Origin of the sequence: Paenibacillus sp. JNUCC32, from assembly GCF_014863545.1 — a bacterium.
Classification (GTDB): Bacteria; Bacillota; Bacilli; order Paenibacillales; family Paenibacillaceae; genus Paenibacillus_AQ; species Paenibacillus_AQ lautus_A.
Genome location: NZ_CP062260.1, coordinates 439,155 through 461,219, shown reverse-complemented (window position 1 = coordinate 461,219; position 22,065 = coordinate 439,155). Strand labels below are relative to the sequence as shown.

19 protein-coding genes are annotated in these 22,065 nt (G+C 51.3%); 5 read left to right on the top strand and 14 right to left on the bottom strand.

Annotation, left to right across the window (positions count from 1 at the left end):
* Positions 1-149 precede the first annotated feature (149 nt).
* A complete protein-coding gene (locus tag JNUCC32_RS02085) occupies positions 150-746 on the top strand; it encodes a DUF1349 domain-containing protein (RefSeq protein ID WP_192570943.1) in 597 nt (198 codons plus the stop codon).
* Positions 747-1,017: 271 nt separating this feature from the next.
* The gene (locus JNUCC32_RS02080; protein ID WP_192570942.1) at positions 1,018-2,094 is read left to right on the top strand and encodes an SDR family oxidoreductase; all 1,077 of its coding nucleotides are present in this window, start codon (positions 1,018-1,020) and stop codon (positions 2,092-2,094) included.
* A 66-nt stretch (positions 2,095-2,160) separates the two neighbouring features.
* Here JNUCC32_RS02080 and JNUCC32_RS02075 read toward each other — a convergent pair whose 3' ends face one another.
* Entirely contained in the window at positions 2,161-2,535 is a 375-nt protein-coding gene (locus tag JNUCC32_RS02075) for a winged helix-turn-helix transcriptional regulator (RefSeq protein WP_192570941.1), read from the bottom strand.
* A gap of 32 nt (positions 2,536-2,567) precedes the next feature.
* The gene (locus tag JNUCC32_RS02070; RefSeq protein WP_192570940.1) at positions 2,568-3,917 is read right to left on the bottom strand and encodes an aminotransferase-like domain-containing protein; all 1,350 of its coding nucleotides are present in this window, start codon (positions 3,915-3,917) and stop codon (positions 2,568-2,570) included.
* Positions 3,918-4,084: 167 nt separating this feature from the next.
* On the opposite strand from JNUCC32_RS02070, the gene JNUCC32_RS02065 reads away from it, so the two are divergent.
* Positions 4,085-5,068, top strand: a complete 984-nt coding sequence (locus JNUCC32_RS02065; RefSeq protein ID WP_192570939.1) for a glycoside hydrolase family 43 protein — start codon at positions 4,085-4,087, stop codon at positions 5,066-5,068.
* Positions 5,069-5,167: 99 nt separating this feature from the next.
* Here JNUCC32_RS02065 and JNUCC32_RS02060 read toward each other — a convergent pair whose 3' ends face one another.
* The 4 genes from JNUCC32_RS02060 to JNUCC32_RS02045 all read right to left on the bottom strand — a co-directional run bounded on the left by JNUCC32_RS02060 (position 5,168) and on the right by JNUCC32_RS02045 (position 7,479).
* On the bottom strand, positions 5,168-5,806 hold the full coding sequence (locus JNUCC32_RS02060) for an SdpI family protein (RefSeq protein WP_096776169.1): 639 nt from the start codon (positions 5,804-5,806) through the stop codon (positions 5,168-5,170).
* Positions 5,790-6,074, bottom strand: coding sequence for an autorepressor SdpR family transcription factor (locus JNUCC32_RS02055; RefSeq protein ID WP_015736836.1), 285 nt, complete (start codon positions 6,072-6,074; stop codon positions 5,790-5,792). The genes JNUCC32_RS02060 and JNUCC32_RS02055 overlap by 17 nt, the downstream gene beginning before the upstream one ends.
* Positions 6,075-6,301: 227 nt before the next feature.
* On the bottom strand, positions 6,302-6,811 hold the full coding sequence (locus JNUCC32_RS02050; protein WP_192570938.1) for a GNAT family N-acetyltransferase: 510 nt from the start codon (positions 6,809-6,811) through the stop codon (positions 6,302-6,304).
* A gap of 86 nt (positions 6,812-6,897) precedes the next feature.
* Positions 6,898-7,479: a TetR/AcrR family transcriptional regulator gene (locus tag JNUCC32_RS02045; protein ID WP_036660054.1), complete on the bottom strand. Its 582-nt coding sequence runs from the start codon at positions 7,477-7,479 to the stop codon at positions 6,898-6,900.
* A gap of 381 nt (positions 7,480-7,860) precedes the next feature.
* Between JNUCC32_RS02045 and JNUCC32_RS02040 the strand changes: the two genes are divergently transcribed.
* Positions 7,861-9,024: an MFS transporter gene (locus tag JNUCC32_RS02040; protein WP_228468969.1), complete on the top strand. Its 1,164-nt coding sequence runs from the start codon at positions 7,861-7,863 to the stop codon at positions 9,022-9,024.
* A gap of 202 nt (positions 9,025-9,226) precedes the next feature.
* On the opposite strand, the gene JNUCC32_RS02035 is transcribed toward JNUCC32_RS02040, so the two are convergent.
* From JNUCC32_RS02035 to JNUCC32_RS02020, 4 genes are all read right to left on the bottom strand, one after another.
* On the bottom strand, positions 9,227-10,708 hold the full coding sequence (locus JNUCC32_RS02035) for a stalk domain-containing protein (RefSeq protein WP_192570936.1): 1,482 nt from the start codon (positions 10,706-10,708) through the stop codon (positions 9,227-9,229).
* A gap of 124 nt (positions 10,709-10,832) precedes the next feature.
* On the bottom strand, positions 10,833-12,134 hold the full coding sequence (locus tag JNUCC32_RS02030; RefSeq protein ID WP_192570935.1) for a DUF1963 domain-containing protein: 1,302 nt from the start codon (positions 12,132-12,134) through the stop codon (positions 10,833-10,835).
* A gap of 502 nt (positions 12,135-12,636) precedes the next feature.
* Entirely contained in the window at positions 12,637-13,491 is an 855-nt protein-coding gene (locus JNUCC32_RS02025; RefSeq protein WP_192570934.1) for an NAD-dependent epimerase/dehydratase family protein, read from the bottom strand.
* Positions 13,492-13,834: 343 nt separating this feature from the next.
* Entirely contained in the window at positions 13,835-14,017 is a 183-nt protein-coding gene (locus JNUCC32_RS02020; RefSeq protein WP_192570933.1) for a GapA-binding peptide SR1P, read from the bottom strand.
* An 841-nt stretch (positions 14,018-14,858) separates the two neighbouring features.
* Between JNUCC32_RS02020 and JNUCC32_RS02015 the strand changes: the two genes are divergently transcribed.
* Positions 14,859-15,506 (top strand): transcriptional regulator, encoded by a 648-nt coding sequence (locus JNUCC32_RS02015; RefSeq protein ID WP_192570932.1) that lies wholly within the window; start codon positions 14,859-14,861, stop codon positions 15,504-15,506.
* 334 nt (positions 15,507-15,840) lie between these two features.
* On the opposite strand, the gene JNUCC32_RS02010 is transcribed toward JNUCC32_RS02015, so the two are convergent.
* The 4 genes from JNUCC32_RS02010 to JNUCC32_RS01995 all read right to left on the bottom strand — a co-directional run bounded on the left by JNUCC32_RS02010 (position 15,841) and on the right by JNUCC32_RS01995 (position 21,802).
* Positions 15,841-16,461: an SRPBCC family protein gene (locus tag JNUCC32_RS02010; protein ID WP_192570931.1), complete on the bottom strand. Its 621-nt coding sequence runs from the start codon at positions 16,459-16,461 to the stop codon at positions 15,841-15,843.
* A 79-nt stretch (positions 16,462-16,540) separates the two neighbouring features.
* On the bottom strand, positions 16,541-17,509 hold the full coding sequence (locus JNUCC32_RS02005) for a helix-turn-helix transcriptional regulator (RefSeq protein ID WP_192570930.1): 969 nt from the start codon (positions 17,507-17,509) through the stop codon (positions 16,541-16,543).
* Positions 17,510-18,055: 546 nt separating this feature from the next.
* On the bottom strand, positions 18,056-18,976 hold the full coding sequence (locus tag JNUCC32_RS02000) for an NAD(P)-dependent alcohol dehydrogenase (RefSeq protein WP_192570929.1): 921 nt from the start codon (positions 18,974-18,976) through the stop codon (positions 18,056-18,058).
* A 117-nt stretch (positions 18,977-19,093) separates the two neighbouring features.
* Positions 19,094-21,802 carry a winged helix-turn-helix domain-containing protein gene (locus JNUCC32_RS01995; protein WP_192570928.1) on the bottom strand — a complete coding sequence of 903 codons (2,709 nt, stop codon included), beginning with the start codon at positions 21,800-21,802 and terminating at the stop codon, positions 19,094-19,096.
* Between the last annotated feature and the right edge of the window lie 263 nt (positions 21,803-22,065).

Sequence of the window (22,065 nt, the reverse complement as noted above, 5' to 3'; positions counted from 1 at the left end):
TTCCGGGAAATTACCGGAAGTCTTTTTTGGGATCCGCCAGTTTAAGGATATCTTGATCTCAAATCGTCTGGGTCTTATGGGATAATGAGGAAAAAGTTTGCAATTGATGCTATCCGGGTTATCATATACGTAAAAGAGGAGAAATGGCGATGAGTAAAAATTTATTTCATCCTGAAGCAAGAGAGAAACTAATGTGGCTTAATGAACCTGGACATTGGGAGTTTACGACAGATGACGGGCTCATCATGGATGCTCCATCGAAAGCTGATTTTTTCAAAGACCCTGCAGGAAAACATATTGCTCATTCTGCACCCTATCTTCATCTTCAGGTTGATTCAACATTCCAGCTAATAACGCAGCTTCAGGTAGACATGCATCATCTATATGATTCCGGGTGCTTGATGTTGATGGCAGACGAGAACAATTGGGCAAAGCTATGTTATGAATTCAATGGTGAACATGCAACCATCGTGTCCGTCGTTACTCGGAACGGTGTTTCGGATGACTGTAATTCTGAGCGTGTATTCGTCAGCAATCCTTATTTGAAAATGACGAAGAAAGACAAAACGATTTCCTTTTACTACTCATCCGATGGTGAAGTTTGGAAATTGATTCGATACTTCGGAATGGATGCCCCGATTCCTTTTACTGCAGGTGTGGTCGCTCAATCACCGATGGGAGCAGGCTGTCGAGTCCAATTTCTGTCTTTGCTATTATCAGAATCCGATGAGGAAAGCAGGTTTTAGAAGTTAGCTCATGAGCTGCTTCTTTTTTTGGTTTACGGACGCAAATCGTGCCCTACACTTAGCAGCATTACACGGCTATTGATAAGGATACACGTTGCAAGTTCTTGTCCTCAATAAATGCAGTTCAAATATTTCCTTGGTTAAAAGGGCTGGTACTGTTTAAACGTTACCAAAAAGTAATTACATCACTTCAAAGTGCGTACTTCTCAAGCCGAACCCTAACGTGCAAAATGACATTAATCAAGAACATGACGTTAGGAGATGAACTTATATGAATACAGATCAACGTTCACATCATTCGCAAAAAACGGCTTTGGTTGTAGGAGCCAACGGGGTGATCGGCCGCAACCTCATCGAGTACCTTGCGACGCTTCAAGGCTGGGATATCATCGGCGTATCGCGCCGAGGCGGGGAATCCACGAACCGCGTACGTTATATCTCCGCGGACCTGCTTGATCGGGAGGATACGATCGCCAAATTAAGCTCCTTGACCGAAGTGACGCATATCTTCTACGCAGCCTATCAGGACCGGCCAACATGGGCCGAACTCGTCGCGCCGAATCTGGCCATGCTCGTTCATGTCGTGGAGGCCATCGAGCCCATTGCCGACAATCTGCAGCATGTCAGCCTGATGCAGGGCTATAAGGTATACGGCGCGCATCTCGGTCCGTTCAAGACGCCGGCCCGGGAAACGGATGCGAATCATATGCCGCCGGAGTTCAATGTGGATCAGCAGAACTTCCTGGAGGTACGGCAGCAAGGCAAAGCCTGGACCTGGTCCGCGCTGCGCCCCTCCGTTGTCAGCGGATTCGCCCTTGGAAACCCGATGAATCTGGCGATGGTCATTGCCGTCTATGCCTCGATCTCGAAAGAGCTCGGCATTCCTCTGCGTTTTCCAGGTAAGCCGGGAGCCTATCACAGCCTGCTGGAGATGACCGATGCCGATCTGCTCGCGAAGGCGACCGTTTGGGCGGCGACCGATCAACGCTGCGCCAATCAAGCCTTCAATATTACGAACGGGGACCTGTTCCGCTGGAACGAATTGTGGCCGAAGATCGCATCGTATTTTGAGATGGAAACCGCACCGCCCCTTCAGATGAATCTGGAAACGGTCATGGCGGATAAAGAGCCGGTTTGGAATCGCATGATTGAGAAGCATGGGCTTGCGAAGCACGATTATGAAGAGGTTTCATCCTGGAAGTTCGGTGATTTCGTGTTCTCCTGGGATTATGATTTCTTTGCAGACGGCTCGAAGGCCCGCCGCTTCGGGTTTCATGAGTATGTCGATACGGAGGCCATGTTCATGAACATCTTTGACGAGCTCCGGCGGCGTAAAGTCATTCCATAAGCGAACGCGCAACCTGCATGACGAAGAGCCGACTATAAGAGGAATAGCCGGCTCTTCTCCTGCAGGTTAATGCGTTTCTTCAAGCGCAGGCTTTTCCAGCACGATTGCGGACTCGCCGTATTTTCGCTCGATATGCGCATCTCCCCATCGGCACATCAGATGAAGAATCTCCTTCAGGCTCCAGCCATACTCGCTCAGTTCATACTCCACCTTGGGTGGAACCTGATTGTACGTTTTGCGTACTATAACGCCTTCCTCTTCCAGCTCCCGCAGATGCTGTGTCAGCATTTTCTGGGTGATCTGGGGAATCAGGCTTAAAAATTCGCTATTTCGCCTTTTGCCGAAAGTAAGATGAAAGAGAATGACCGGTTTCCACTTTCCGCCAATGACCTCCAGCGTAGCTTCGACCGCCGTGTTGTACACTTTTTCTTTAGACTCCATGCAAGCCTCGCTCCTTCGTTACACATATGGCATTACCACAGATTTCCGATCTCCCGCTTTACTTCTTCCTCTATAACACGAACACCTTCCTCGATCTGATCCAATCGCGCTCTGGAAATGCTGATACGTATAAACTTCTCGCGCATCAGGTAGTCGGACAGATAAAACAGCTTGCCGGACACCACATGAACGTTCCGTTCCTTCAGCCGCTTGATCAACCGCTCCAGGTTCACGGTCTGGGGCAGCTTAAACAGCTGATATATACCGCCGTCGCCGGGCACGGCTTCAATGAACCCGGTCCCCTCGATCCGCTGCACCGCAGCGTTCAAAGCTTGCATTCGGGTTTCGTACTGGCTGTAAATTTTCTGTTTATGCCGCTCGTACATCCCGTTGCTGATATAAATTTCGAGTGCCGCTTGGGAAAGCAGCGACGTATCCCCGTAACTTTTGTAGGCATGGAACGTTTCGAGCAATCGTTCCGGCAGGACGACGGCCCCTAATCGCAGTCCGGGAAAAACGATCTTTGAGAAGCTCTTCAGATACACCACGTGCGAGGATCTGTTGTACGCATAGATTGGATCGTATCCCCGTTCTTCGCCTAAATCGGCCATATAGTCGTCTTCCACAATATAAACGCGATATCGGGTCGCCAGGTTTGCAATGGCCTTCCTCTGCTCGGCGCCGTAGGAAGTGCCCAGCGGATTATGATATCTCGGCATCGTATAGAAAAATTTAATGCGTCCGGTTCGGAATTGCTCCTCCAAAGCCTGCAGGTCGATGCCAGCTGCCGTGCGCGCGATTCCGATAACGGGGAACCCCTCGCTCTCCAGAAACTTCAGGTAGTTATTGTAGCTGGGCTGTTCCACCAGAATGATGGACTTTCCGCCAGGGAACGGCATTTTCGCCAAGATCTCGAGCGCCTGCTGAGCGCCTGCAGTGACCACGGTTCTCTCGGCGGTAGTGAACACCTGATTTCCGGCCAGGTGAGAGACCAGGGTATGGCGAAGCTTCTCCATCCCTTGCGTATCGCCATACGTAAACAGCTCATATTTATAGGTATCAATCGCCTTGTTCAGGCAATGTTGAAAATCCAAATACGGGAATACATTCACGTCCGGGGAGGCCGAAGAAAAATCGATCATCGCATGAACGCTCCCGTCCTCCTCCGATTTCGGACGGTCAACCACATAATACCCGCTTTGGGATACGGAATAAATCGCATGCCGTTTCTCCAGCTCGGCGTATGCCCGCAGTACGGTGCTGATGCTGCATCCGTACATGGCTGCCGCACGCCGCACGGAAGGCAGCTTCTGCCCCGGACGATACTGTCCTTCCGAAATTTTGGTTTCCAGCTCCGAGAGAATGGACAAGTATTTTTGCATCATGCACCTCCTGTCTTTTCTATGCTTGATTATATCCGACTCCCCTTTATCCCAAAAGATCTAATATTTTTAGGTGAAAAACCTAATTTTATTAGGTTTTTTGAGTGGAAAGCGTCTGATAAAATAAATACAAGCGCTTACAATGCAAGAATCGAGGAGGACATGTGATGACCAAGCCCGTAAAGCCTAACGAACCGATCGTAACCCATATCTATACCGCAGACCCTTCCGCCCACGTATTCGAGGGTAAAATTTATATTTATCCATCCCACGACCTGGATCACGAGAACACGTCCAATGATAACGGCGACCAATATGACATGGAGGACTACCACGTTCTCTCGATGGAGGATGTGAATGCTCCATGCGTGGACCATGGCGAAGCCCTTCATGTGAAGGATGTTCCATGGGCGAAGAAGCAAATGTGGGCACCGGATGCTGCCTTCAAGAACGACACTTACTATTTATATTTTCCTGCCAGGGACCATGACGATATTTTTCGTCTTGGCGTAGCTACAAGCTCTTCGCCTTCCGGTCCATTCAAGCCGGAGCCCCATTACATTCCGGGCAGCTACAGCATCGATCCTGCCGTATTCGTGGACGACGATAACCGGGCCTATATTTATTTCGGCGGTCTCTGGGGCGGACAGTTGGAACAATGGCAGACCGGTTCACACATTCCGGATGCGGAGGGACCTGCAGCAGATGCGCCTGCCATCGGACCGCGGGTCGCTGAGCTGAGCGACGACATGCTTACTTTTAAGGAGTCGCCCCAAGAAATATCCATCGTGGATGAGAAGGGCAACCCGATCGTTGCGGGGGATGAAGAGCGAAGATATTTTGAAGGGCCTTGGGTTCATAAATACAAAGGCATCTACTATCTATCGTACTCCACCGGATCAACGCACAAAATCGTCTATGCCACGAGTGAAAGTCCGACGGGCCCCTTTGAGTTCAAGGGCACGATTCTGACACCCGTTATCGGCTGGACGACCCATCACTCCATCGTTCAGTTCCAGGACAAATGGTATCTCTTCTACCATGACAGTTCCCTGTCCGGCGGAGCAGACAACAAACGCAGCGTCAAATTTACCGAGCTGACCTACAACGAGGACGGCACCATCGAGACGATTAACCCATACGGCAAATAAGCCGTCACAAGCTATGCCGTAAAATAAACAAGCTGACCCACATTATGGAGTCAGCTTGTTGCCGTTCGCAATATTGTTCATCTGTTACAGCCCCGTCCGTTACACGCCCTTTTTAAACAAAGAAAAAGAGTAAATCGCCGGAGCCGCCGCGATCAGAATAATGACAGGGACGATGGCGATGGCAAGGTTCACCTTCAGAAACGCCGTCAGGATCATGAACGCTCCGCCTGCCATCCACAGGTACCCGGCAAAACGATGCGTTTTATTCCAATTATCCTGGCTGTTCAGCGTCCAAGGCAGCTTGATGCCCACCGTATAGTTCTGTTTGCTCTTCGGCAAATAATTGCCGGTGATCACGAGCAGCATGCCCACTAGAGCCGGTGCAATCGTCTGGATCGGCAGCTCGGCCCCCATAGCCTTAAACAGCGTGATTGGCATGAGAATGAGAGACAGTGCGGGGATGAGCCATAGACCCATCGTTCTTAAAACCGGGGCAGCGTTCATTTTCTTAGGATCGTTGTTAAGCCCCACATTGACAATGACGTTAATAACCGCCGTAATCAACGGAAGCACAAACGCCGCAACCGCCTTAGGCACATAATTATCCGGATTGCCCGCCGCATTCCAGTGAACAGCCACCTGCTCAGGCAATTGGCTGTACAGCGTCATCGATAAAATAATTGGCAATAAGCATATCAGCGTTGTTAAAACCAGCATCGAGCTATTCTTTTTCCTCATCTTGTTTCCCCCCGTTAAATTGTGAAAACCACAGCATGATTTCTTCGAAGACGGATACGTTGATCTCATAGTAAATATAATTTTTATATTTTGTTTCAAATATCAGTCCGGCCTTCTTCAGCTGCGACAGATGATACGAGATGGTCGCCCCGGTCATATCGAAATGCTGACCGATCTCTCCGGCTGACATTTTGCCGCGTTTGAGCATAACCAGGATGTCCCGTCTCACCGGATCAGATAACGCCTTGAATGTTTCCGGAAACCCCAATGTGCATCACCCATATTTCTATTTAGAATTTCATCTAAATACATTATGACTTATACCTGCATCCAATTGCAATACCTATTTTGAAAAAAATCTAAATAGAATGCAAAATGGGCATCCGGTCAAGCCCCATCGCCATGGTCGTAATTATTGTTTGCCTATAAACGACGAAAGCCCGCCACGGACCCGCGTTACACGCTGATCCATAGCAGGCTTGCTCCACGGCCTGTTTATCCAAGCACCTTCTCGAATACCGGAAAGCTTGCTGCTCTATCCGGGAAATTCACTTCTCCCCGCAGGTCATAACCTAAGCCTTGATACAGCTTAAGCGCAGCCGTATTCTTGGCATAGGTGTCCAGTCGTAAGCTTCGGTAACCCTGGCGCGCGCCGTACTCTTCGGAGAAAGCTACCAATGTTCGCGCGATGCCCTGCCCGTGTGCTTCCGGATCGACGGCAAGGCGATGCATCATAAGATGCGGTCCCTCGTCCTGCTTCCAGCTAATGGTTTGGTACTGTTCTGCCTGCGATTCGTCGAGAACAACGATCCCTAAAATACGGCCTTCGCCTTCAGCCGCAAACAACGTTCCGCGCTGTAAATCCTCACCGATTACCTCCCGGTTCGGATATTGATCATCCCATTGATCGCTGCCTCCAGCCTGCATAAACGTAACGCAGCGTGCAACCAAAGCCATGATTTCCTGAAGGTCTTCTATCCGTCCCGTCCGTATGTTCATATTCATCGAAACACCTACTATTGTTTTTTTAGAACAGTTTACTATGGTTGGACGGCTGCAACAACTCGTAACGCATGACCCTCGAAAGCATCCTATTTAAGCAATGTAAGAGTCACCTCTATCGTATTGTTTACGAAAGAGCGCTCCGGACGGGATTTCAACATCACGGTCAGCCCAATCAAGGATACGATCAGCGCTTGCGATAAAGCTTTGGCGTCTGTGCCCTTCGCAAGCTCGCCCGATTGTATGCCCCGTTCAATGGTTTCTTGGAATATGACCGCCAGATACATCTGATGCTCCCTTGTCAGAATTTCAAATTTCTCATCATGAGGCGCAAGCTCGACCATCGTGTTAATGCAAAAACATCCGCGGCTGCGGCTTTCGGCGTATTCCTCATCCACTACATTCTCAAAATAGGCTCGAAACGCATCCCTGACCGATCGATGATTTTGCAGCCTGGTTCGCACCTCGGAAGCATGCCCTCTCGTGTATTTGCGCAGCGCGGTTTCGAACAGCTCTTTTTTGTCTCCGAACGCAGAGTAAATACTGGGCCGCTGAATGCCCATTCTGGAGGTCAAATCGCTTAATGAAGTAGCCTCATATCCCTTCTCCCAAAACAGCTGCATCGCGGCATCCAATACCTTCTCTTCATCAAATTCGCGGACTCGTCCCATCGTTAATTACCTCTCGTTACTTTAGATTTAAAGGAAGCTCGATGATCACAGGCGGTAAGCAAATAGTTTAATTTCATTACCAATCAGTAAAGTAATTTTAAGATCTACGAATGCTTTTGTCAAACACCGAACATCCGATTTTTACATCTATATCAACACCCGAAAGTATAATTCTAATCATTTCAATAAACGTATTGACATGAATTGTCATTGTGGGATATATTTATCGATGATTTTATTATACCGATCGGTAAACAAAAAACGAAAGGATTGAATATGAAAATGGAGGGAATGCTGGATAAAAAAGCGGCCCGTAACGAAACGGGGGCTGATACGTCACAGGGGGCGCCAAGTTCGTCTGAAGGCATTTATGCTGCTCCAATGACTCGTTACGTGACGTTATTGTTTGCGATTGCCTGCGGCATGTCGGTTGCTAACATCTACTTTGCACAGCCGCTGCTCGATCAGCTGTCAATCGAATTCAACATGGATTATTCCATCATCGGCATTGTGATTACCGTCACGCAGGTCTTCTATGCAATGGGACTGCTGCTGCTCGTACCTCTGGGAGATTTGCTGAACCAGCGCCGATTGATTATCGGTCAGATAACGATCTCCGCAGCAGCTCTGGTTATCGTTGGTACTGCTTCCTCCGGTGCGATGCTCTTCGCAGGGTTGGCTTTGGTAGGACTGCTTGCCGCTGTGACGCAGACCATCGTAGCATTCGCGGCAACTATGGCTGCCCCTGCCGAAAGAGGGCGTGTCGTCGGCATGGTAACCAGTGGAATCGTGATTGGGATCCTTCTTGCGCGAACCGTTTCGGGAATCCTGAAGGATCTTGCAGGATGGCGCTTCGTTTATTTGGTTTCGGCTGCGTTGATGCTGCTCATGGTTTACGCATTATATAAGGTGCTGCCAAATGCTGCGCGCAAGGTAAAGACTCTTTCTTATGCTCAACTGCTTAAGTCGGTATGGATGTTGTTCCTGCAAGAACGGCTATTACGTATCCGCGCTGTGTTGGCTATGCTGATTTTTACGGCTTTCAGCATGTTGTGGACCCCATTGGTACTGCCTCTGAGCTCGCCGCCGCTATCCCTTTCGCACTCGGCTATCGGGGCGTTCGGCCTCGTGGGCGTCGTCGGGGCAATGGCTGCAGCAAAGGCCGGTAAGCTGGCCGATCGAGGTTATGGACAGCGAACGACGGGAATTGCATTGTTCCTGCTATTGCTGTCATGGCTGCCCATCGGCTACACGGAACGGTCGCTGTTCGCCTTGGTCATTGGCATTATTCTGTTGGACTTGGCTGTACAGGCCGTGCATGTCACGAATCAGAGCATGATTTTTGCATTGCGGCCGAAGGCGCGCAGTCGGATCGTTGGCGGCTACATGATGTTCTACTCCATCGGAAGTGCTGCCGGTTCCGTAACTTCGACCCATGTTTACGCACACTTCGGCTGGCATGGGGTATGCGTGCTCGGGGCCTCCGTCAGCGCTGTTGCTCTTATTTTTTGGGCCGTGACCAAAGGCGCTAAAGGTGCCCACTGATAGTAATTCAAACTACAAAAGATCGCTTCCCTCGGAAACGGGGTGGCGATCTTTTAGAATATCCACGAACAGTGGCGCGCTTCCAGCCCATACGCCAATTATTTTGGAAGCTCTCTATTTATCGTTATGGATACAGTTCCTATGGATGCAGTTCCTCAAAATAACGAAAGACACGCCGTTTGGGCGTGCCTTCATCCTATTCTTATGGCGTTTTCCCCAGGATCACTTCGCCTGTCGTCTTATTCCAGGACATCGGAATGCCAAGCTTTGATGTGATCAACTCCAATGGAAACATGGTCGAATTCGCCAGGAATGGAACGCTTGCATCTTCTCGCGTCACCTTCCCGTTCACCAATACAACGGCGGGATCACTGGATTTAATGGATACGGTATTTCCGCCATAAGAGAAAGACCAAATCGGAAACCGCTGTTTTCCCTGTTTCGGATCCGGATTGGACTGTCCGCGCTTCACTTTGATCCCCAGGGCTTCAAATACGCTATTATACGGTACATACAGCTTGCCTTCCACCATGGCGGAAGAACCGTAGAAGCTAACCGTTTGTCCGTTTACCGTCCAAGATAAAGGAGGCTGCACCATGACCGGATTCCCTTCGTTCTCGTTAGGCGAGCCGCTGCCTTGATATTTCTCTTCTCCCCAAGCCAGGACCTTGCCGTCCTGATTGGTTGCATAACCGGTATATCCCTTGCTTCCCCAAAGTGCCGTTATACCTGTCAGACCTTTCAATCGGAAAGGCTTTGCCGTCGGATCGTTGTAATTCCACTGCCAGACCGTGCCGTCGTTTTTAAGCATAAATAAACGGTTGTTCCCCGTTCTTATCTCTTGGATATCGTTTAATCCCTTCACCGCAGCCGGCGCTTGCTGCTTCGTGTTCACATTCCACCGCAGCACCGTTCCGTTCTCATGCAGCAGAAACACGTCATACCAATGCGCGGCGATTCCGGTAATGGAGGAAGCAACCAGCGGTTTAACTTCGCGAAACTCGCGTTCCAGGCGGAACCGGTCGTAGAAACTATTATATACCGTTAACATATCGACGCTGCCGTCTTTAGCGAGAATCAGGGCCTCATGTCCGGCGACCACTATTGTTTTTGCATTCGTGACTCCCTTGATAGGAAAGTATTTCACCGTCATCTTTAAATGATCATTCGGATCAAACGTCGGACTCCATATCGTTGCAGACCCATCCTTATGCAATGCGACAGAACCATGGTTTGAAATGGCCAGGCTGGCTACATCCTTAAGTCCTTCCAGCTTGATCAGCCCTCCCCTTTTTTGGAAAGGCAACAACGGATCCCCGTTAATATAAGGCGAGTAATAATCGCCCCAAGCCCACACGTCCCCGTTCTTGTCCAAGGCAAATGAAGAATTGTCGCCTGCCGCCACCTGAACAATATCAGTCAGACCCGCGACTTGCTTGGGCACCAATTGATGAATGCTGGTCCCGTCACCTACTTGACCTGACTTGTTATAACCCCAGGCGGTCACGGAGCCGTCGCTCCATGCCGCAACACCATGTCCGCTGCCCCCAGCCACGCTTACCGGTATGGAGCGGGAATCTACATTCGTTGCTTCCGCCGCTCCCGCAGCGCCAAGCACCGTACAATTGACTGCTAATAGTATCGTCACTAACATAAAAGCTACTCTGCCATTCATTTTCTTCATGAATGAGGCCTCCATTCTCAATCTATAATGGTATATAATACCATATCAAAAGATGGTAGGGAAAAAATAGTATACTCGCTTTCTGATAGCAGGAAGCCGTTATTCAAACATGGCAGGATTCAGCCTATGTTTGTTGGAATAGAGTTGCCGTGACCTTGCAGTCCGCGCACAGGAACATATAATAGATGCCTTCCCCGTACTCCTCGATCTGTTCCCAATCCAGCTGCCCGATGAATGTCATGCTTCGGGAACAGCAAGGGCAGGAAGGATAGACGGCGTCCTGGATCCAAGCCGGATAACCGCCGATTTGCGAGACCGCCGGACCGAGCGCCCAATAGGCGGCATAATAGCTGCTGCGAGGCTTGTCCGCAATCCGCAAGGAGCGTCCCGCGGACGTAAAGCTTCGCTCATCCTCCCCGGAATCAGGCCCAGGCACATATTCCGGTTTAATATTAGTCTGGCTCCATTCGGATTTTCCGTGAAAATCCACATCCATGTATATCGTTTCGTAACAACTGCAGTTCACGCTGGTGCTCACACGAAGCCTCTCTCCGGACAACCCCAGGAATCGAAGCTTCGGATGGCTGATGTCCAGATCCGCCAAAATGGTCAGGCTGCTTCCGCACCATGGACAGGAAGCGGAATCCTCCTTCAAAAATTGTGCGGGCTCGGGTTCAACTGCATAGGTGCTTTCTGTTGGCACTTTTTTCGCTATGGCGTAGCTGTCATGGTAGAATAGTCGGCGCTTGCTCCCATTCTCCGTGAGCTCCCAGCCCCCCTCATGCGCATAAGCTTCAGGCGGAACATACAGCTCCTTAGCCCAAGATGGAGGATTGGACCTCCATTCTTGAAATTGGCGCACAACCTGATCATCGCCGATCCAAGCCAAGGCCAACAGCAGATGGTTGCGGTTCTCCCTGTCCTGCTCAACGAATTGAAGCATCCGGTCCCGGCCTCGGGCAGGGGCATCTTTGAACAAAATGCCGGGGTAATAGATCCCCCGCTCCAGCAGTATCGGTATGCAGGATTCAAGCGAGTAGTCCCGATAGCAGATCAGGGACACAAGAATCTCCTGGCAGGTGTCCTCATCGCCCGATTCGAGCAGTTCAAGGGCTGCATTCAGCATGCGGTCGGCGTCACCCTCAGATAAAGCGGAATATACCTCTTCACTTTTCAGATGATAGGGAATATATCGGATTAATGGATCCCGCTTCACCGGGGCATGCATGATCTTAAGGATCTCTACCGGGTCCGTTATCCCCTCGTACAAGTCGATATCTCTCCGGTGCTGTTCTATGTAACGCTGCCGTTCTGCGCGCTCCATCTCCTGCTTGCACGGCATGCAATAACCGCCGGTTTTGGCCGCGGTTGCCGGCAATATCGTTGCCGAACATCCTTCGCTTCGGCATGGCAGCCGTTCTGTCATGCGGTCCCCTCCTTATTCTAGTAAGTCCACTCAGCTGGAGCCCAGCTCCTATTCTATGGTAAGTCTACCTCAGCTGGAGCCCGGCCCCTATTCTATGGTAATTCCACCTCAGCTGGAGCCCGGCCTGTTTTCTCATGGCCATGAATTTCCTCTATTAACTATAGCTTTCTTTTCATTCCCATATCAACAAGGAGCTCTCTCATCTTCGGGATCTATCACCACAAGAAAGGCGAGATCCGTTAACGTCTATGAATACGCATTATTCGACGGAAACGCATATTACCGAAAATAGCGATCCTTCATGAAAGGCATATGGCAACCAGCCATCCAAGCACGCCCCGAACCACGCATCGTGCGCGCAGGGAGCAGTGCGCACGATGTACAAAAACCTGTTACATCAGGGAGTTGTTCATGCAGAAAAATGAACGCGAGAAAGGGGAATAGCATACTCCGAGCGTATCGACTCTTAAACGCCAGCCTGGCGGCGGACAGTTAAGCTCTTTCACCTCAGCGATTGCGCTAGCCCGGTTCGCCACGTGGGATGGAGCGGCTGCCAGCCATACTCCTTCCGGGCTTTGGCGTTGGATGCGCCGCGCTCGCCGCGCTTGCTCCCTGCTTGATAGGCTGGAGCTGGTGCTTCCAGCGCATCGGCATACACCGGCAGCCATGCCGTTCCCGCAGCAGGCTCATCGTCAACGATGTTGACCGGGCCTGACGGCCAGTCCAATGCCAGCAGAGCAGCAAGCGCCGCATCCTCGACATGGAGAAAGGACTGAACGCCATCCGTTGCCCGCAGAGCTCGACTTCGTACTTTTTCCGCCATGATCCCGTTGGCGTCGTACCACGTGCCGGGTCCGTAGAACATTCCGTACCTTAGAATGACGTGGCTCGGCATTTGGGCAACGGCATGCTCCAGCGATACGATACCGTCTATCGTCGACTTGCGAGGTGCAGGCGCTTGGACATCCAGGGGGGCGTCTTCGGTGGCGGGATGCTCTCCCGGCTCGTACGCCCAAGCAATGCTCTGGGCAATCATTCGCTTAACGCCATGGATTTGGGCGGCTTCCACCAAATGACGCGTTCCCTCTATCCGAATCCTGGCATTGTCCTCCAGATTCCATTGGCTTAACGAAGTAAGCTGATGGATAATGACATCCGGCCGGATCTCCCCGATTGCGGCGATCATTCCTTCGCGGTCAAAAGCATCCGCAACGATCCCTCTTGCTCCCCAGGATTCGATCAACCCTTTACCCTGATTATTGCGGGTCATGCCTGTAACCTCATGACCGGCTTGCACCAGCTTGGGAAGCAGCTGCTGGCCGATGACTCCCGTAGAGCCTGCAACAAATATGTTCATATAAACTGACAACCTCCTGTTCGTTAGATATAAAATGAATGGAACCCTTCGAGAGTGAAAGACATGAAGGGGTCCTGGTCCTGTCGGAAATGGGAATTGCAGTTCCATCTTAGCATGATGGATAAGCATCCTTAAGGGCCACTTTTCATCGGGCAGACCGTGCCAATTCATCCCCGGCGCAGATGATCAACACGGTTAACCCGGAAGCAGCCAAAGCGAGTCAAGCGCACTACAAGCTCTTTTTTGCCAAGCCGGGTAGATCCTCGCCGTATTCGCATAACACAAAAACGCACCACATAAAAGTGGCGCGTTCACTTGAGAATAATAGCCGGTTCCTGTCCATTTACTCTTCTTTTGTTACATCACGTATCGACGCATTCGTAGCGCTGCGCTGCTGCCGGCATTCCGGTTGATTGCATACGCCATAAAAGGTCGCGATTCGATTCGTATCCACCGTATCGATTAGAGCGTTGCAATGTCTGCATAGGATGACACCCATATTCACCTTTTTAACGGAATGGTTCATGCTTCACTCATCCTCTCTTGGTATCAGATTTGTGTTCAGAACTTCCCAGCCATGTGCTTCCTGCTTACCTACAGACCGAACCTCCATTTCCGCTTCTTCTCTTTGGGTTCGATTCACCTCCAATTAAGCATGTTAAATATGAATCGGTTGTAATTAATGTACACCATAAATATATAATACACAATATATATTCAAAAAATAGTTATTTTCATTATATATGACGTCATATTAAACAAACTATCGTTCCGTGTCTCCTCAGTGTCCATCATGCCTTGTGGAGGAGATATGTCGCAGTCATTGAGTTTTTAATCGCTTTTGCTGGTTGGGATACTTCATGAAGCTTCCCAGACAAGATCAGATAATCGGTGCCGAAAGATAATTGGCTCAGAGCCTAATTCGGTGAATATCTCAAAGTTATTTGGGTTTTCAATTGCTAGTGCTGGTTGGATACTTCACCTCCCCTCTTATACCAATGAGCTCGTACCAGAGGTACCGAAAGAAACGAGTTTCATCTGATGTCTGCTTGGAGGCTTATAGTGAAACCAATAAAAAAGCCCCATGATTTAGGCAGCATTGCATCGGCTTCTCATCAGGGGCATTTTTTCATGGTCGATATAGACTTCTGTAATTAGGATCCGAATATCGGTATCCATTCAAACATGAGAACAATACCTATTGCTAAACCCGCAAAACACAAGTTATACTAGCCAACACAAGGACGTGAAGAACACGCCGCTTCTATGCAAAGTGCCCCAATGAAGGATTGGGTGCATTGTATGGGGCGGCTTTTTTATTTTCTAGAAAATCGCATTCTGTCTAATACTGAGGAGGGTAACTGATCATGTCACGGTTCGATCAACAATATGAGCTCTGGTTACACACGAATATCCTCAATGAAAAGAATCCCCGCAGGCTCGAAATCCTTAATAAAGGCCTAGGCCATGGCACCGTCGAGTTTCTGCGTTCCGTATGGTTTCCAGCGATCGGTCATTTCAATGACTTGCATCCTGAATGGGAAGTACGCGATTTCAGCAATGGTTATCGTTATTTGGACCTCGCCTATATGCCAGGTGATGCTAGAGGAGGCATCGAAATACAAGGGTACGGGCCGCATGCCCGCGATCTGGACGTCAGAAGGTTTAAGGATTTATGCCGCCGCCATTGTTTATTGGCATTGGATGGCTGGACATTCCTTCCCATAGCCTATCCCTCCATCGTCGAAGAGCCAAAGCAGTGCCAGCAGCTCATCCTATCCTTCGTCGGCAGATTCGTTGCAACCGATGTACCTGCATCATTAAGCTGGCTGGAGGCTGAAGCTGTGCGATTTGCCCGGCGACTTCTACGCCCGATAACCCCCTTGGAGCTTGCCGCCCATCTTAGGGTAAGCGACCGGCATACCCGACGAATATTGCACAAACTGGTGGAGCTCCGGATTCTGGACATCGCAAGCGGAGAACAACGAGTCCGTACCTACAAACTCCGCTTGTAAATGGTAGTAATGATGGGGGGGATACAACAGTTCTTGGAGGAATAAGGGAGACATGCGTTCTTCCAAGTGAGAATATGAGGACAGCAAGGAGGGGGCTTGTGAATTGGGTATCGGCCATATTGCAGATATCCAAGAGAGAATATTAGTTGTACTAAGTGGACACCAGATCCGTTATTTCGAAAAAAACAGCCACTTTATCCGAACTTCCGGACACAGGATCCGCTATTTACTCTAAACACCATGATTATCAGCCATTTTCTAAGCAATAGCGGATCTGCTGTCCTCATATAACCCAAAACTCGCCATTTAAGACCAAATAGCGGAACCTCGGTCCTCAAACCTCACTACTTCTGCCCTCCACCTGATGCTGGATCTCAATCAGCGTCTCATCCCAAAAACGCCTCATGATCTCTCGCACATAAACGTCATCCAACATCTCCTGATGGATCGCGATGGTCGTGTTTCCCGTTTTCGTGGACAGCACATAAATTTGCAGCCGGGACGGGTTGTCCCACTCCTTACGTTTCCAGGTCAGGCGCAGCTTATGGTAAGGGACGACCACCGTAATTTTGCCGGACACGCCTTCCTTCGACTCATATTCCTGCCCGACCCGCAGCTCCAGAGAAGGAAAAGCTCCGATCCATAATGACAGGCCCTCTGGAGACGTGAGGAAATCCCACAGGCTCTCCTTTGTCACGGCCATCGTTTTCCTGACCCCGATCTGAACCCCGGCATCTTTCGTAACGCCGACAGGCACCCGGCCCATCAGCTGTTCGTACATCGTGGCGATCCATTCGCCCCACTCCCCGGATACCTGATGCTGCTCGACAATGTGGTTTCTGATCTGCTCATGGGACCAGAGCGGGTCCACTTCCTGCCCAAGGGCTACGACCCATGCTTCCCACGAACGTTCCGTTGCCTTTATCACTTCTTGTTTAAAAATGGAGCCAACCATCGCGCGCTCTCCTCCTGATACGATCTGATGGAGTTCATTATATAACACAAACACTGACAAAGAAGGTCAGTGTTTATCATCAGCTTTGATAATATTTGAATAACGACTCGGCAATATCGGCCAAACCTGATTTCAGCTCCTCGGGCCCGACGATGCGAATCTTACCGCCGAAGGATAGAAGATAGTAGGCAACTTGCGTATACAACGTAGACTCATCCAGTCTAAACACCGCCTCCTCCGCCGTACGTTCGACGAGCGCGTGGCCGAGCAGCCAATGCCCGCATAAATCGTCCAAAGCTTGGGGGATGCCTTGGATATGCACGGAAACCAAATGGGGATTGGATTCGGAGCCTTGCTCCGTCAACAGGCTGTCCAATAAAAATTCACGCGGGGAAAATGTCGCCGGGCGGTTAAACACGACGTCGGTAGGCCGAATCTGGCCCATGCGGTCGACACGGAAGGAGCGAATTTCACCGCGCAGATGGCAATAGCCAACCGCATACCATTTGCTCTTCCAGTGAACGAGCCCATAAGGATCTAAGGTCCGTGTCTGCTTAACGCCATCATAGCCTGTTGTGTAATCGATCTCGAGACTGGTTTGCCGGTCGATCCCGGCTTCGATCTCATGCAGTATGGAGGTAAGCCCGGAAGCTGCAGGCGGATGGATGGCCTCGATGCTGTTCTCCTGTTGCTCCAAACGCTTCAACTGCTCCGGATTCGTATATCGTTTGATTTTGGATATGGCCCGATTCAGCGGCTCTTCGGATGGATACCCCGCTTCCCGTGCGAATGCTGCTGCATGAAGAAGCGCTTTTTGCTCATCGGCATCAAAAAACAAGGGCTCCAGCTTGATATGATCCGGAATGGAGTACCCTCCGTCGCGTCCCATCTCCGAAATGACAGGCACTCCCGAAATGCATAGGGCATCGATATTCCGGTAAATCGTTCGGATGTGAACGCCCAGTTCCTCCGATAGCTGTTTTGCCGAAATTCTTTTGTGCGATTTCAGCAGCCAAAGAATTGCCAGCATATTATCCGCTTTGGACATCGTGTGCAGCCGTCCTTCCCTTGGAATTCCTTCGTTTGCCGTTTGTTCTATTATATCTCACTTCCTTAGAAGGTTTGGAGATATTCTTCCTGCTGCTGCGCTCTGACGTTGTCCAGCGCTCCCAATGAGAAAAGCCGACCCGCTGCAGGATCGGCCTGATTTTGTACATCGTGCACACTACTCCCACGCCCACGGTACGTGGTCAGTGGCATGCTTGGATGGCTGTCGACTAGATGTAACGGAAAGATGATGCCCTGCTTCATCTGCTGTCACTCTCATGCGCATCGTGAACGACGACGGTCCCTGCTTCATCTGCTGTCACACTCATGCGCATCGTGAATGACAACTGTCCCTGCTTCATCTGCTGTCACTCTCATGCGCACCGTGAACGACGACGGTTCCTGCTTCATCTGCTGTCACACTCAGCACCGTGGCGACTGTTCCTTATTCATCTGCTGTCACACTCATGCGCATCGTGAACGACGACGGTCCCTGCTTCATCTGCTGTCATACTTCATGCGCATCGCGAAGTCATCTTTTCTTTCCTCAATGATCATGCCCCACCGTGATGACAACACTGCCCCTCTTACGCCCTGTATCCGCGTATCGGTGTGCCTCGGCGATTTGCTCCAATGCATACCTTCTATCGATGACCGGTTTGATCTTCCCTTCCCCAAGCAGATTCGTAAGCCGTCGCAAATCCTCCATCAGCACCTTGGCTACTCCCTGCCCTTCTACCGTTACATAACTCCCGCCCGCGGCAAGCAAATGCTTGCAACGGGATTTCGGCAGTTTGCCGACCGCGTCCAGAATGATGTCGTACCGATCCCCGCTTTTCGAAATATCCTCTTGGGTATAATCCACGACTTGATCGGCTCCGAGCGACTTCACCAGCTCTACATTCACGGTGCTGCAAACGCCGGTAACCACGGTTCCCGCATGTTTGGCAAGCTGTACGGCTAAATTCCCCACCGCGCCGGATGCACCATAGATCAGAACCTTGTGCCCCTGCCGGATGTTCGCTTTTCTAAAAAAATGCAGGGCCGTCGTCCCTCCGAAAAAGATCGCGGCCGCATCGTCATAAGTCACGTGCTCCGGCTTCATTACGATCATCCCGTCTTCGTGCATGCAGATGTACTGCGCATACGTGCCAAATCGCATTCCCCTGAATGCCAGAATCTGATCGCCGATCTTGAACCGTGTAACATCCTGGCCTATCGCTTCCACTTCCCCCGCCAGCTCCACCCCGAGAATCGGTTGTCTCGGCTTCCTCAGACCCAGCACCAATCGCATGGGAATTTTATACAATAGAGGACTGCGAAATCCCCGCACGCGGCAATCCCCCGAATTGACGGTAGTGGCATAAATTTTGATCCGAACTTCGTGATCCTTAGGAATAGGCTTCGCTACCTCCTGGAGCTGTAACACCTCCGGTGGTCCGTATGCGGTGCATACCATTGCTTTCATGGGTTTCCTCCAAACCTGCTTTTGCAATCAGTATATCTGCCGAGACGCACCGGGATATAGATACTTTAGTACGGTTTTCGAATAAAATAAAATACGGTATTCAAACCGGGCTGTCACCTACAGCAAGCCCAACTCGCGCGCACGCGCAACAGCTTCGGTACGGCGGGTAGCCTGAAGTTTATCGAATATGATCCGGATATGCCCTTTGACGGTACTAAGCGCAACAAAAAGCTTTTCGCTGATCTGACGATTGGAAAGTCCTTGGGCAATGAGACGCAGCACCTCCAATTCCCGTCGGCTTAGGGGCTCGATCAGAGACTCTGCAAGCTGAAGCTGGCTTGGAGAGGACTTGCCCGGGCTTTCCAGTCCTTCCATCTCAAAAGCATGCAGCAGCTTCTCCAGATAATCATGCATCGGTTGGGTTCCGGTTGCATCTCGTATCGGTTGGCTGGCAGATGCTGCTCTGAGCAGCTCCTGCATCGGCGGCCCTTCATCGATGAATAACCGGATAAAACCGCCGGGCTCGGCCTTCGCCACAGCCTTTGCGGCGATCCGGGCAGCTTTCAGCCTATCACCCTGGGCATGCAGAGCCAGGGCCATCACGACCATGACCTTAAGCTGCTCGTCGGCCCATTCCTTAGCTTCCATCTGCGCCAGCAAGGGTTCCATGATCGCCAGAGCAGCCCCCGCCTGCCCTTTAGCCAACAAAGCTCTAGCCTGGCTGAGAGGGAGCCCATGCTCCTGCGCCAGCTGGGAAGCTTCACTAAAATCTCCTTGTTGAAGCAGGACAAGCACCTGCGCTTCGGCAATGAAGGGTAGCTGACTCATGAACTGCTGCTGACGCCCGAGGCGATCCGCTTTAGCTAACATGGCGGCTGCTTCCCTCACTTCTCCTCGCGATAGCTTCAGCCTCGCGAGAAACACCTCGCAAGCCACGGCTCTGTCGGTTTGATCAAACTGCCCGGCTAATTGAAGGGCCTTCAGCCCATGCCGTTCAGCGGCATCGAGATCGTTCCACTCACGGCAGATTCGGGCCAGGCCCAAATGCGCTTCACATGCTGCCGGCGGCGGAGGGTCACCCGCTAATTCCAGAACGCGTCGATAGGTCACGGCTGCTGCATATATTTGATTATCCGCTTCCTGAAGAAGTCCGAGTCCTAGCGTTGCCATCATGGCAATCATGAAATGTCCGATCTTCTGACTGATGGCAACGGCCTCCTCATAGGCCCGGCCTGCCGCGGCACGATCGCCCCGGAGCTGGTAAGCGTATCCCAGCGTCCACATCGAGGCCGTGCGGACAGGCAGATTATGCGGACTTAAATATTCCAAGGCCCGTCTCGATTCCGTCATGATGACTTCCGGCTGATGCTTGCTAACCGCAAGCGTCGCACGTATGGAGGCAATATGTCCTATGAGATCCCGGGTATTGCCGTTCTCCTCGGCTGGCAAATGAACCTCGGCGGCTTGAAGTTTGCGTTCGACGCCGTTCATTTGGCCGACCATCAGGAGAGCGGAGGCATGCATGACATTAAGCGCCGGCCTTGCGTCCAATTCTGCCTTCGGCAGGGAATCCAGCCAATCGAGCACGGGGTGGATCGCTCCACGGAAGACCAGGGGCATCCCCTCCCCTTCAATCAGACGCGCGGCGCGATCCATGTCCTGGGCAGCAGCCGCATGCTGGAAAGCCTCCAGCCAAAAATCATGACGATCATGCCAGTCGCTGGCACGCCGATGCAGTTCCTCCACGATCCTCTTCCCGTCTTCGGCATTCTTGCTTTTTCGGGATAGGCGTTGCCGCAATGCATCCGAGAACAAGTGATGATACCGGTACCAGCGCCTCTCGTTATCTAACGGAACGATGAACAGATTGGCACGCTCCAGGTACTCCAGGGTTTCTTGTCCGGAAACGGCCGCCATCGGGGAATCACCGCCTTCCCTCTGCAAAACGTATTCGCACAAGGAACCGCTGAGCCGGTCGAGAATGGAAGTGCGCAGCAAAAAATCCTGCACGCTCTCAGGCTGCTGCTGCAGCACTTCTTCAATCAAATAGTCCAGCACGTAGCGGTGGCTGCCGCTGAAGGATCGAATGAAGCCCGCAGCGTCTCGATGGCCTTGTAAGGACAGCGCCGCTAACTGCAGGCCGGCGATCCAGCCTTCCGTACGGGATGCAATAAGCGCTGCATCCTCCCCTGACAGGTCCAGCCCCATCACATGCCGCATGAATTCGGAGGTTTCAATGGAGGTGAACCGCAAATCCGGTGTCCGCACTTCCGTCAGCTGGTTCCTTGCACGGAGCCGGGCCACGGGCAGATCGGGATCCTTGCGGCTGGCAATAACCACATGCATCTGCGGCGGCATGTGCTCAATGAGAAAGCCAAGAGCGCGGTCTATCGGTTTGGAATCAAGCACGTGGTAATCATCAAGCACAAGGATGACGCGGTCCGGTTTGGCCGTGATTTGATTCAGCATGGCCATAACGATGGCTTCGATTGGAAGAGGATGCGGTGACGGGGCGTGGAGTGTGCTCACCACCCTCTCTCCGATATCAACCCCGATGGTTTGCAGGGCAGCCAAGAGGTAAGCGAAAAATCTGGATGGCTCACGGTCCTCCTTTTCCAAGGACAGCCAGGCAACGGGCTGCGGACAACCCCCGATCCATTGGCTGAGCAGCGTGGTTTTGCCGCTCCCGGCAGAGGCGGAAATCGTGGTCAGCTTCCGGTGCAGACGCAGCCCCTCGTTCAAACGTTCGATCAGCCTGGGACGAAGGACAGCCTGGGACCGTGGAGAAGGGATATATAATTTCGTGGACAAAATCGTCGTGGACATCATAACCCCCGTTATGCCGTCATTGCAGCAGTTTTCAACTTATCGTTTGCTATGTTTAAGTGTTCGACGGATGCAGGGTTTTCCCTCTTGTGCGCTACCTCCGCTCGCTGCAGTCGAACCGGAAGCATGATTGGAAGGGTTGGGCATACGATGAAAGATTTTATAATTAGAGCGCTTTAACAGGAGTCCGATTCAAAGGTGAGGTTATAGGCGTAAGAGAGAACAACGCAATGCAGCGATTCCGACTGAACGGTTGAATGTCG